Raw genomic sequence first — 13,169 nt, 5'->3', positions numbered from 1 at the left:
AAGCCCCGTATATTTTAATGGGGTGAAAGGCATGGAACGAAACGAGCTTTATCCTGTTTTTTTGAAGGTTTCCAACCTTAACATTCTCATCGTTGGCGGCGGGAATGTCGGTTTGGAAAAATTAAGTTTCTTACTCAAGTCGAGCCCAAATGCTAAAGTGCAGATGGTCGCTCCCAACTATTTGAAGGAAACTCTTGAATTGGCTTCGGGTCACGATGTCAAAATAACCAAAGATGTTTATGATAAAAGATATCTCGAAGGAAAACATATGGTGGTGGCCTGCACAGATAAGGAAGACGTGAACGTACAGGTCTATCAGGATTGCCGAGAAAAAAGCATTTTAGTGAACGTGGCCGACAATCCACCCTTCTGCGATTTCTATATGGGAGGTATTGTAACCAAAGGCAATGTAAAAGTGGCCATTTCTACCAATGGCAAATCCCCTACCACAGCGAAGCGCTTGAGGCAGTTTTTTGAGGACGTGCTACCTGAAGAAATTGATGATTTGGTTCAAAACCTGAACGAGTACCGAAAAACCCTTAAAGGAGATTTTGAGGAAAAGGTTGAGGCGTTGAACGAATTCACTAAGGGATTGGTCGAAAAAAAACCAAATCAAGAGGATTAGACCCACCGACACGTTAAAGTTGGTATAAAGTGGTATTCAGTTTGCTTCACCTTTTTTGAAAAACAAATACCTTTGAGGTATCTAAAAATCTTCCCCCTAAAATTGATGGTATAACTAAAATTAGTATCACTATGCGAGTTGATATTCGAAATTTTTGTTTGGGGATTTTAATTCTTCCGTTTTTCATAAGTGCCCAGTCCCAAGACAATCTTTCAAAATTAAAGGAATATGTGGATGACGGACAATTGGTCATTTACTCAGAATCTTCCATTGTGATGGATTCGAGCTCCAGTGCAATTACCTATGTGGATTTCTGTGCGGATGGCACCTATTACTACAGTTATGATGGTTCATATACCGTTAAGGGAACCCAGAACACAAGCAACAGAAACAATAGAGCCTATGGAGCTGGGGTCGCCGAAAATTCAGGACAATGGCAGATTTTGGAGCATCAAAATGCGTTTTTTTTGGAAGTGGTTGACGCCTATGGACAGAAAACGTATTATCCCATCAATATTCAAAATCTGATAGCAGGCAAATGGAAACAGGGTAATGTTACTTATGTTTTCGCACCGAAACAAGGACGTTGCCAATAGAGGTGTCTTTTTGGATTAAAACTACAGCCGTCTCATGGAATCAAGCAGGTCTTCTTTTTTACGGGGAGAAATACTAACATGCATGTCATTGCTCATGATGATATAACCTCCGTCAGATTTGATGTATTTTTTCACCTCTTTTAAATTGATGAGATAGCTGTTGTGCACCCTCATAAATTGATGGTCCGATAAAAGATTCTCATACTCTTTAAGATGTTTACTGACCAGAAGGGAGTTATTGTTTTTTAAGATAAACGAAGTGTAAGAGCCATCTGCTTTGCACAAAATGATGTTTTCAATGGGTATGAACTCCATACCTGCTGTAGTCGCTAGGCATATTTTCTCTTGTTTGTACTGGGACCTCCCCAAATTTTGCATCAAAGTTTCAATCTGTTGGCGATACACATTGGTGTCCATTCGCGACCGTGCTTTTTCAATGGCCTGCTTGAGCTCTTCAAGATCAATGGGTTTCAGTAAATAGTCAAGAGAACTGAATTTAATGGCCTTGATGGCATATTTTTCAAAAGCTGTGGTAAAGATTATCTCGAAACTGGGGTCCTGAATTTGGTTGAGGATATCAAAACCTTCCCCAGATTGTAATTCGATATCTAGAAATACAACATCGGGACTGTATACCGATAACACTTTTACCGCTTCCTGGACCGATTCTGCCGTTGCTATTACCTTTACGTCTGCGCAAAACTCTTCCAGCAGGGCCTTTAGTGTTTCCCTACTGCGTTTTTCGTCTTCTACGATTACTACTTTTAAAGTCATAATGGTTGTTTATTTAAGCTGCCTGTATTATGATGATTACCTTGGTCCCAGCAGGATTTCCTTCTGGGTCATATTTATCAATGATTTCAATTTTCTTTTTTCCGGAGGTTTCTTTGGACAACAATTCCAGCCTTTTTTCTGAAATGTTCATGCCATGGGACTTTCTCCCCTTTTTTGCTAAGGTGTTGTTTTTTTGGGAGGCTGTTCTGCCGATTCCTGTGTCATCAATCTCACATATTACTTGCTCCGTATCTTTTTTGAAACTTACATAAAGCGTCTTTTCGCCTTGTTTTTTGGGAAGTAAACCATGTATGATTGCATTTTCAACAAAGGGCTGTATCAATAGCAAGGGCACTTCAACGTCCTCCGTGTCCAGATTTTCTTCTACTTCAATATGATATTTAAAACTACCATCAAAGCGTAGGGATTCCAACTCAAGATAAGAATTTAGAAGGCGAATCTCATCCGAAAGCGAAACTTTGGCCTCAACAGAATTCTCCAGAACCTTTCGAGTAAGCTTCCCGAATTTGGATAGGTATTGCAGAGCCGCTATTTTATTGTTGTTCAAGATAAGATGTTGAATAGAACTCAAGGAGTTGAAAATGAAATGCGGATTCATCTGTGCCCTCAGGGCACTTATTTCCTTTAAGGAAACCTCTTCCTGAAGTTGAAGCTTGGCTTCATATTCCAGCTTTATTTTATAGGCAAGACCCAAAGAAAAAATCAATATTTCCAAGCTGGTACCTGCAATCATAAAACCTCGGTTTTGAAGAACCATAAACAAAAGTGCCCCGCTGAGATATAAGAAAGAGCCGGCTATGATGAAAAGCGCTAAACGGTCTCTAGTCTTACGAAGTAGAAAGACTATTCCGAAAAGCGCAAACAAGGTCATATATATTCGCTGAAAGTTCAAAATGCGCAGATGGGTCATATAGTTTTTGGTGAAATAAGTAAATGCGTCAAAAACAACAATGGCCAATAGGACCCATACGGTCACTCGGATTACTTTGTACAGTTTAGGGTAGGCCGTTTGGGCATTAAGGTAGTGGGAGATGAAAAGTACATAAAACAAGTTGATGAACACTTGCATGATACTCCCTATCCAATACCCTCCGTGTGAATAGAAAACCCCTCGAAACGCTTCTGATGGAATCATGGGTCCGGTGAGGTAAATGGCAGCAGAAAAAATGTAAAGGGAATAAAAAAGGAATTCAACCCTTCTCGTATTCAAATGGATAACAAGCAACATCAAAAATAGGATTATACAGGTGCCCAAAAACAGATATATGGTGAAGAACTTTTTAATGTCCCATGCATCATAAAAGTCGGTATAGAACCTATAATTATGGGCAGACATATAACCAAATTTCCATTTTGAAATGGTATATGTTGTTCTAATCTCATGAATTCGCACATAAAGGTAGCGCCCATGGATAAGGTCTGTTGATCTAAATTTTGCTCCTTGAAAGTAAAGCCCATTCATTTTGGTGGCAGATGGGTCGAAGATTCCAAAAGAGGCATAATGTATTCCTGAAGTTTCTGAATGAAACAATTTGGAATGGGTAAAGGGGAGGTTAGTCTTTAAAAACCAGTTTTCTTGCGTTTGCAGGGTATCCAATTCTTGACCAAGGTCCAGTTTAATCCAATAGATTTTGCTAGGTTTACTATGCTTTGATATAGCATTTATGGGAACAAAATCTTGTTGGGAGTTCAGAATGTCCTCAATGGAAAGTTCATGATTGTCGGTTTCAAAGATTGTGAAAGGAATAGGCTGGGTCTTTCTTTCTGGAATAGTGGATTGCGCCAAATTATGGCCGGTGGTCCAAAAAAGAAGCAAGCTCATATAGATGCGGGCATATTGATATGTTCGCTTGCGAAATTTCATCTATAGTATTGGTATGCCAGTATCATTTCAAAATCATTTTGCGCTTATTCCAACTCATGGCTAAATCTGTTAAAACATGGTTCAACAGATAGGTAGATTAAGTTTTTCTCAATGGAAGAAATGGTTCAATGGCTCAAACAACGTCAATTAGAAATTGTAATATATTTCTCTAGTATTGTAGGAAATTTCAAATTATTTCTTATTTTTACCTATCATAGCTACTGTGGGGTGAAAATAGCTTTTCAATCCGCAGAAATGCGGTATGGGGCTTTCAGAACAAAAGCGTACAGAAGGTTCTTTTCAATAAAAACCCTCATGGTGTTATCCCCAATACCTTATAAATGGGGTATGGGCTTTCTTCTAAATTACAAATTGAGTTCGGTTTCAAGTTGCTTTCATAGGACTATTTTTTCTGATTGATATAAAAGTTTTACAATGTTCGTGAGGTATTTAAGCGATTTGTATTAAACAATTGCGGATATGGTAAGTCATTAATAATCAGAACTATAAAAATGCCTGAAATCTTTGCTGATTTAACGTATGATTTTTGGGGGAAGAATAAATAGCAACTTAGTGGTCTCAAATGAACCAAACACGATTTCATAGAAAGTCGTTTTCTTTTTTCTGCTATGGTAATGAGGTTGCTCAAACGAATATTCTTGGTTTTATGTTAGGGTTCTGTTAGGTTTTAGGGGGAAAGAGAATCAAACAAAAAGCCAACAAAAGAATAGATATTTACATGAGGTTTAATTTTTAATTCGAGTAATCTTGTCTCTAATTCATGATTGAATTTACATAATCAAAAAACCCGCCGTTTTCCTTCTTTTTGCTGGGTAGTTACGCAGCATAACCCCATACTCGTTTTGACACTTTCCCAAAAGAACTACTGGCGGCAGGTTTACTTAGAATACAACAAACATGGCAATCTAGATTGTATGCCTTGGGGCCGTTTGTTCAAAAATAAGCGAGGGTTTTACAGGAATTGGGTTGGTTTGATGAAGTGCCCTTTTCAGTTGACGGATTAAGGGATTGAATTAATGGCACCAAAGAAAAACATCAATAAAACACGGGATAACAACAATTCCATGTAGGTTTTTCCCTAAGACGATATCTAAAAGTGATTCCGTTGTATACCCTTTATGATTTTTGGAGGGAAAGAATATGGGTCTCCAAACGCAAAAAAATAGGGGACATCGCTTTTCACTGACACCACACCAAGAAACTGGAAGAAAAAGCATGATGCCCCCTTTTGATTTATGTATTTCATAGAATTATGAAAACCGCTTTCCTAGATCCAACCTTTAAAAATATGGACACCTAGGAAGCGGTCGCCATGCAATTCACGTAGTAAAAGCGTTTTTACAGACCAAAATAGTCCATTACCGCATAGTAGTCGCTTGTATCGACACCGGCGGCTTTAAGTTCAGCTTCTATACCGACTTGTGCCGATTTGCTACTGTTAACAACGTTTGATTTTATAGCAACAACAATAAAATCATCAACATCATCGGATGTCGGATTGTAGCCAGACTGAAAATCCAATTCATAGTGGTTCAGTGTTGCTCTAGGACCTAGTTTAGGATCTTCTGAATCAGTAACAAAAAATAGAGTATAAAAGAAGGTATCTGTATTCGGACCTTTTTCAATGGCACCTGGAACAGGGAATAGTTGCGAGCCTTTTGATACATAACCCAAAAAAGCCCATTCCGAAAAGTTCTCTACAATACCATCTAACTCATTCATGTCTTGAGAATATGAGTTAAATCCATTGGCAATACCTTTAAAGGTAACTGTGTAGACCTCTGCGTTGCCATCGGCACCAGGATCACCTGGCTGTCCGTCGTCACCATCTGCGCCTTGGCAATCCAGTGCATTAAACTCTCCGTCTTTGTTAAGGTCTTCATCTTCATCCTCTTGTCCGTTTCCGTTTAGGTCCCAGCAATTTACGCCAGCAGCTCCTGGTTGCCCTGGAGTTCCTGGAGCTCCATCGGAACCAGCGACTCCTCTTTCCCCATCCTCTCCAGAACAAGAGAATAAGGTTGCGGTCAATGCCATGCAAAGCAGGGCCAATACTTTTGATAATTTCATAATATTTTTGATTTAAAGGTTAAACAGGGCAAAATTACCTTAGTGTTGCAGGGTTTTCTGGGGCTAGTTGATGTGTGTCTTATATCGTTTGATGGATACAGGAAAACTGTTCACCAATGCCAAATGGGGATACATAAAAACAAAGCTTATACAACCATGAGAATTCATGGAATAGTTTGAAATTGAGGGTTTTGTATAAGGGTTTACGTACAACATACCTTGGTTTAGGATGGTTTAAGCCATGTTTAGACCGCAGAAGAGAGCTCTTGAAGTTCGGAGAGTTTAACTACGTTGGTTTTGTACCCCTTAAAATCAATGTCTGCCATATTGCTCAGGTAAATCAATGTATCTTCATACATATTGATGTTGACCCCGGCATCTTTTATTTTCTGATAAAGAATTGATTTTTTCAAGCTCACCTTTAATCTGCTGTTGCCAGTATTGTTTTTGATAACCAAGACCTTTAGTTTTTGAAGATGTTCCATTGGAACATGATAATTGGACACCCCATCGGCCAAACACTTAAAAGTGAGGTAAATCTTTCCTACATTTTTGAAGATTTCCGCGACATACCCTTTACTCGCATTGTTTAGTGGTAGCTTTAGACAGGTTTCATCGGTTTCCAAATAAAATAAGATCGTACATTGGCGAAGAACCTCTTGAGTGATTTGTGGTAAATCTACCGTGAAGGACCAGCCGGTTTTGGAAGTGGTCAAATCGACGGAAATCAAATCAACGGTATGTTGGTGGACCAAGTGGAGAGGTTTTGGTTTTTCGCTTGGAACAATCTTGGATTTATTATAGATATAAATGGGGTAACTGATGATGATCAGTGCACAGATCAATGCCCAAATGATGGTTATTAAATGCATATGTTTTCGATTTTGTATAAATAACTTGGGAACTAAATTTTCAAGCAGCAAGAAACAAAGAAACAATAGTTATTTAGGGGGCTAATATATCAATGGGCTATTTTAATTGACGGATAAAGAGCACCGGATAAAGAGTATTATAACATGGGTGAACGGGTGGTTTATGATATTTTTGCTTACAGCTGTTTGCCGTAAAAAGAGGGTCAAAACTAGGTTTTAACATCCTTGGAGGTCTTCCAGATATCAAGCTCGCCAACTACGTTCATTACGTCGTAATCCGCTATTTTTCGAGTACTGTAGCTTCTTTTTACATTATCCACATAGGTGTGAATTTCAAGAGTGTAGTAGTTTTCCAATTCAAAAATCGAATCATTTTCGACCTTGGCATATTTACCAATGCTGGGTCTGCCGTAAGCGCGGGCACAATAGATAATTTTATATTCTGATTTTTGATTGTCGGTCCACTCTACGGTGACCTCTACAAAATTATCCATCTGTTCTTTGAACTTATAGGTCGCAGCTTTCGGAATGCTTCCTAACTCATATTCGGATTTTACAAGATCCAGTATCCATTTTTCCAAAAAATTCATTCTCATTTAACTAATATTTAGGTGTTCTGATTTTTATCCGGTTAGGGACATACAAATGGTTCTAATAAATTTTTGAGGCTGTAGTTGTTCCTGGCGCAATGCTCAATTTTTTGAGTGACTTTTCGGATTTTTGTTGAACCGTCTTTTAAAACTATGAACACCACGATGGTTCTTAGGAACTGTATTTTTAAGAGGTTGAGATTTCAAATCTTGGATTGGCAGTCAAAGGTTGGTATAATTGCCGTCTAGTCCTGTCTTCAATTGGCATTTAGTATTTTTTTTAACCAGTTGATCGTATTTTTTCGCGCTGCTGAACTTTGCTCCACCCCATCAAAATCGAACCCATGACCAACATCTTTGTAGAGATTTAGCTCAACTGGCAGGCCTTTACTTTTTAACAATTCATATAGGCATATCGTATTTTCTGTTAGATATCCATTTTCTGGTATTTGGTAGAGCAAAGGAGCGTAAGGAGCATATATATTGCCATTTTGGGCGTTATTCCCACAAGGGGAGGTACCCCAATAATTATACCCTCCGGAGCCTCCATAATAAAAAACACCTCCTGAGAATCCTCCTTCCTTGGGAGGACTTACTGGTGGAAGTACACCCGAAGAAGTGTTGTAGTTTTTATCATCAAAGGTTTGGGCCCATGCCCAACCTGAAGGGACAGCATTAGTGTCAAATAATGTGGATGCAACGGCACTTGCGCCATCTGAAAACCCGAGTAGGCCAATATCGTTTGGACGAATTACTTTGGTGCCATTTTCATACTTCAAATTTCGCAATAGGGCCAAGGTGGCATAAGCGTCTTTTGGTCGGATGAACTGCGAACTTATCTTAAAATTCTCGGGTGGGGTTTTCCATTTGCCTGTCCTTGTTGTGCAATCTCTTGTGGTATAACTATCCACATAGGCACCAACCATACAGGTGCTGTCAAATAAATCTCTCCATTCAGAATTTTGTCCGGCCATTGTTCCTGTTTCGGGGTCATGGTTCTTCCACATACCATCAGAACCATGGAGCAGTACAACTGCAGGTAGAGACTCCGAAGTACAGTCTTTAGGTATGGACAGGTAAACAGGAATGGTTTCCTCATTTACCCGAACATATACGATGGTATCGGAAGTGGCCAAGGAAATAACAACTTCAGACTGAGAAGTTTTTAGCAAAGGGACTTCAAAGTCATTGTCACAAGAAATGAAAAGACCTATGGTACTAAACAATAACATAATTCTGAAATAAAAATCACTTTGTAGCAAATTCATTGGAAATGTGTTTATGGTTTTAATAGGTACAAGTACAATTGGAAATTCCCTGAAAGAGATCTATTCCAACCGTTACAACATGGGTTCCAGAAGAGTATCCCAATATTTCGTTCATTACGATTTGATAGGAGTAACCGAAGTAAAAATTGCCCTTTTTCATACCTAAAATTGGAGCTATGTACATAGGTTGCCCCAGTTGGTCGTTTAGAAAGCGATAGGTAATGCCTGCGTAGTAATAATCTATAAAATCATACCATCTAAATTTGGTATTTAGATCTGTCACCGATCGACCGTCATTCTCAAAATATTGTATATAGATCGAAGGTTCTATTTCGAACTCTGCCCTACGGCTTCTTCTCATTTTATAACCCGAATAAAAATGGTAACTGCGCAAGGTGTTGGGTTCATATATGGGATTGAATTTTTTGAAATCTTTATTCAATAGATTGTTGGTAGTGAGACTTAGGTAAAACCCTTCCTTTCTATACAGTACGCTGATGTCAAAATTGGGATTGCTTGAAGCTCTATCGTTGGTTATCCCCATATCATTATTGGCATCAAAATTTTCAATATCTATTCGAAACTGGTTTAGATTAAAGGCAAGGGCAAATGAAAAAAAATGATTGTCATATTTATCTATGGTCAAATGGTGTGCAAAGGAAATTTTGCCTCCCTTTTGCTTGGTTTCCCCATTAGAATCGTTGTATAGAACCATACCAATCCCAGAACGATTTCCCAATCGTACATCCGCGGAAAGCGATTGGGTTCCTGGAGCATCTTTAACACCTACCCACTGGGTAAGACCATTCATTCTAACCTTTACAAAATTGCCAATCCCAGCATAGGAAGAAGACATTAAGAATGGATTGTCTGATAAATATTGAGACAATTGGGGCGCTGTTAGTTCTTGACTATTTATTTGAAGTGCCACGATGAGAAATAATATGTTCAATAAGCGTTTCACAGGAATTCTATTTCGTTTTATCTGTATAATGTAAAGTGCCCCATATACTCTCGTCCGCTTTCATCATTTAGTTTTATTACATACCAATAATCACCTGACGGCAGTGGGTTGGATTCATAATAACCGTCCCAACCATAGTCCATATTTCCCATGGTTTTTATTTTCCTTCCATATCTATCAAAAATGAATGTTGTAACGTTTGAATACTTTTCAATGTTTTTTGGCATCCATAAGTCATTTTGTCCGTCATTATTTGGAGTAAAGAAGTTGGGGATTTCAATATCCAGAAAGTTGAGCGTGATAGAGTCTATAATTTCACAGCCCTTGCTATCTACTACTTTTATAAAATAAGTTCCAGTACCTTCAATCAAGAAAACGTTGTTAGAGGTTCCAGTTTGATTTTCAAAGAAATAGGTGTAAGGTGGTGACCCACCGGATACAGATGATGTAATTTCATTGATGTTTGTATTGACTAAATCAAGGGTAAGCGGAGCAAAATCTTCAATTACAAAAGGAATGGTTTCAAGACATCCATTATTATGTAGGATTGATAGAAAGTGATTTCCTGGGGCAATATTGGTAAAATTTGAATCAGTCGTAAAATCGTTGGGATTCGTCGAATCCAAAGCGTACAATACCTCGGATGATATTGAAGCATTTTCTAGAGTAACATTCAATCGATTGGCCGGAGCACCCAAATCGCAGTCATAAATGGGTTCTATTGTGGCATTTAAGTTAACGCCATCACTAAATACTTCAACGAAATCATTTACTTGACATTGGTTTTGATCTGTTATGGTTATGGAATAATCTCCAGGGGCCAGCTCGTCAATGGTGAATGAGCTATCGGTAAAAATCATTTCGGACATCGAGTTTATTGATAGTCTATAGGGTCCTTCACCTCCGCTAATTGCTATTCGAATTAGACCATCCTCAGCTCCTTGACAGGATTCATTCTCTATGGTATTGGAAATTCCCAATTTGTTGACCGTCACGGTGAAGGAGTTCTCCACGTCGGGGCACGACCCGGTTCCGGGGCTGAAGACGTAGAGTGTGGTCGTGGCGGTTATGGCATCGTTGGCGAAGTGGGCGTTGCCCCCTCCGTTGGGGGCGTCGAAATAGTTGCCGTTGGCCAGTGCGGGCAGGATGTAGGAGTCACAGCTCTCCACGTCCGCGGGGGCGTCTGCGATCGGGGTGTTGTTTATGGTCACGGTGAAGGAGTTCTCCACGTCGGGGCACGACCCGGTTCCGGGGCTGAAGACGTAGAGTGTGGTCGTGGCGGTTATGGCATCGTTGGCGAAGTGGGCGTTGCCCCCTCCGTTGGGGGCGTCGAAATAGTTGCCGTTGGCCAGTGCGGGCAGGATGTAGGAGTCACAGCTCTCCACGTCCGCGGGGGCGTCTGCGATCGGGGTGTTGTTTATGGTCAAAGTCATAGAATCTATGAAATCAATGCATGACCCATAGCTATGTGCAGTTAAGGTGAGCACAACATTACCGGTTAATATGTCGTTGGGACCAGGAGTGTAAGTAGGTAAAAGTAGCGATATGTCATTGAAAGACCCATCACCTCCGCTCCACGTCAAGGAACTGAAATCATTAGCAGATGGTGTTATTGTCGAAGTTGATAAATCATAGTCATTTCCTTCACAGACTTCTCCATCACTTCCAGCATTCACATTTGGGGATATGTATAGAGTTATCGTTTGCTGAACATCAATAGAGTTACCTACAGCGTCCATAATTCTGTAGGTACGTGTAATGGTTTCAGGATTTGTACTCCCATTGCTTATATCACTGATAAAAGATACTGTTGGAACTCCACAATTATCAGCTTCATCATTTACGACATTAATGTCTGGCAAGGGAACGGTATCGCAAACTATTATAGGAGCTGGATTACTTCCTGTTGGATCAACATTGTCACCATATCCAACAGTGAAAACTTCACCATCTTGAAAATCGATTCCATCAAAGAAGGCGTGATCGGTACCATCAATGAGAGTCGCATCTATTTGGGTAATCGCTCCTGTAGTGAAATCGCCATCGCCATCTGTATCAATTAATAATTTGATGCCACAATTACCATTATTGAGAAGATCTGAACTTGAAAGATCCACACGGATACTGACTCCAGAAATTGGGTTGACTCCTCCAGAACGGGTGGTTTGCACTTTCCATTCACGTTCTATGCGTGATACGATACTAGTTGGGAGTTCAACATTGGTTCCGTTGATGTTGCCTCGGTCATTACTCCATATTAGGTAATTATGGTCATATGAAAACGGAGAACCATCGACGGGAGGCCTTGTCAAATCCAAATTGTCAGTACTGAAATCAGAATTTGTGGAAACTGTTACCATAGAATTGGAGTTCACACTTTTCGAGATTCGTTGATCGATGTTGTAACGAAGGCTGATTCCCCCGGCGGCACGAAATCTGTCAACACCAATTCCGGCAATATCAAATTTATAGGTGGGATCGGTTTGCCATATTACGGTTCCATCTGCAGCTAAATAATCATAAGATCCGTTGCCAACGACACTTCCTAATTGCCCTGCCATGTTGCTACTTAAAGTTATTCCATATTTAAGGGCCAAATAGCTCTCGATACGCTGCCTGTGGTTGTTGGAAAGAACATTGTCAACAAGTAGTAATTCTGCAACTTCACCGGTTAAATTACGATTGGGGTCATTGCTGTTGAAATGTTTCCCAATACTGTTGTACCAGTATAATTGATTGTCTGCTAAAGGGTGATTTCTAACAGCAATAACATCGTCTAAGCCATTTACATAAGTATTCAAGGTTTCTAAATCTATACCTCTTTGACGTGTAAAAACCCCAATAGAGGGTTCACCCAACAAGTCGATTCCACCACTTTGAAAATACCCGCCTCCATCACCATCCCACGAACGCCCTATTGAAAAACGATTGCCATCAGATACGCCTAAAGAAAGATTGGTTCGGATACTATTAGGGTTAAATGAGGTATGGTGCGTGTCAACATCTCCCCCATAAAGTAATCGTTGTGTTTCTTGTGAATTACCGGCTCCTGTAGCTCTGAATACAACAAAAATGGTCACATCTTCCGTTGTATCGGAATCGAAATAGAGAGCTTGTCCACTACCGCTTCCATCAAACTCAATGACCGGGTTAAAGTTGATATTACTGGTATTGTTTCTTCGAAAAACTGGTTGCCCGGGTGTTATACCCACAGGTGTTAAAAAGGCTGGAAAGCCAAAAGGATGGTTAAATTCAACGGGATAGTTAAATGGTAGAGGGTGGGGAAGCGCATTTTGTTCCACAAAGTAGACTATGTCGTACCAAGTGTCCACAAGAGTTCCATCTCCACCTGGATTTCCAAAGGTGCCAGGTACGCCCGGATTTGGTAGATATAATGATATGCCGGCTGTAGGTGCGTTAACTGCTTTTCCGGCCCTAAACCATGTATCCAATTGCGTTTGACTCTGGACAGGATTCAGAAAACAAATGAATAACACCAATGGAATG

The 13,169-nt window shown here is 39.8% G+C and carries 10 protein-coding genes; 2 read left to right on the top strand and 8 right to left on the bottom strand.

The annotated features are described in order from the left end of the window. Window positions 1-31: 31 nt before the first annotated feature. Together EW142_RS11045 and EW142_RS11040 are read left to right on the top strand one after the other, a co-directional pair. Complete coding sequence (locus EW142_RS11045) at window positions 32-625, top strand: precorrin-2 dehydrogenase/sirohydrochlorin ferrochelatase family protein (RefSeq protein WP_130615682.1); 594 nt, start codon at window positions 32-34, stop codon at window positions 623-625. A gap of 131 nt (window positions 626-756) precedes the next feature. Beyond that, window positions 757-1,221, top strand: a complete 465-nt coding sequence (locus EW142_RS11040) for a hypothetical protein (RefSeq protein WP_130613817.1) — start codon at window positions 757-759, stop codon at window positions 1,219-1,221. A gap of 21 nt (window positions 1,222-1,242) precedes the next feature. On the opposite strand, the gene EW142_RS11035 is transcribed toward EW142_RS11040, so the two are convergent. The 8 genes from EW142_RS11035 to EW142_RS11000 form a co-directional block, all read right to left on the bottom strand. Then, window positions 1,243-1,995 (bottom strand): LytR/AlgR family response regulator transcription factor, encoded by a 753-nt coding sequence (locus tag EW142_RS11035; protein ID WP_130613815.1) that lies wholly within the window; start codon window positions 1,993-1,995, stop codon window positions 1,243-1,245. Between the two features lie 13 nt (window positions 1,996-2,008). Continuing rightward, window positions 2,009-3,880, bottom strand: a complete 1,872-nt coding sequence (locus tag EW142_RS11030; protein WP_130613814.1) for a sensor histidine kinase — start codon at window positions 3,878-3,880, stop codon at window positions 2,009-2,011. A gap of 1,359 nt (window positions 3,881-5,239) precedes the next feature. Beyond that, entirely contained in the window at window positions 5,240-5,968 is a 729-nt protein-coding gene (locus EW142_RS11025; protein ID WP_130613812.1) for a collagen-like protein, read from the bottom strand. A 245-nt stretch (window positions 5,969-6,213) separates the two neighbouring features. After that, the gene (locus EW142_RS11020; RefSeq protein WP_130613810.1) at window positions 6,214-6,840 is read right to left on the bottom strand and encodes a hypothetical protein; all 627 of its coding nucleotides are present in this window, start codon (window positions 6,838-6,840) and stop codon (window positions 6,214-6,216) included. Between the two features lie 209 nt (window positions 6,841-7,049). After that, the gene (locus tag EW142_RS11015) at window positions 7,050-7,436 is read right to left on the bottom strand and encodes a hypothetical protein (protein ID WP_130613808.1); all 387 of its coding nucleotides are present in this window, start codon (window positions 7,434-7,436) and stop codon (window positions 7,050-7,052) included. A 251-nt stretch (window positions 7,437-7,687) separates the two neighbouring features. Further along, complete coding sequence (locus tag EW142_RS11010) at window positions 7,688-8,698, bottom strand: alpha/beta hydrolase family protein (protein ID WP_130613806.1); 1,011 nt, start codon at window positions 8,696-8,698, stop codon at window positions 7,688-7,690. Between the two features lie 19 nt (window positions 8,699-8,717). Further along, window positions 8,718-9,662 (bottom strand): PorP/SprF family type IX secretion system membrane protein, encoded by a 945-nt coding sequence (locus EW142_RS11005; RefSeq protein WP_130613804.1) that lies wholly within the window; start codon window positions 9,660-9,662, stop codon window positions 8,718-8,720. A 17-nt stretch (window positions 9,663-9,679) separates the two neighbouring features. After that, window positions 9,680-13,114: a T9SS type B sorting domain-containing protein gene (locus EW142_RS11000; RefSeq protein WP_165395262.1), complete on the bottom strand. Its 3,435-nt coding sequence runs from the start codon at window positions 13,112-13,114 to the stop codon at window positions 9,680-9,682. Between the last annotated feature and the right edge of the window lie 55 nt (window positions 13,115-13,169).

The sequence above is a fragment of the Flagellimonas allohymeniacidonis genome (genome assembly GCF_004296335.1).
Lineage (GTDB): Bacteria > Bacteroidota > Bacteroidia > Flavobacteriales > Flavobacteriaceae > Flagellimonas > Flagellimonas allohymeniacidonis.
Note: the sequence above shows the minus strand (reverse complement) of the source record. Positions and strands in the feature narration are given on the sequence as shown.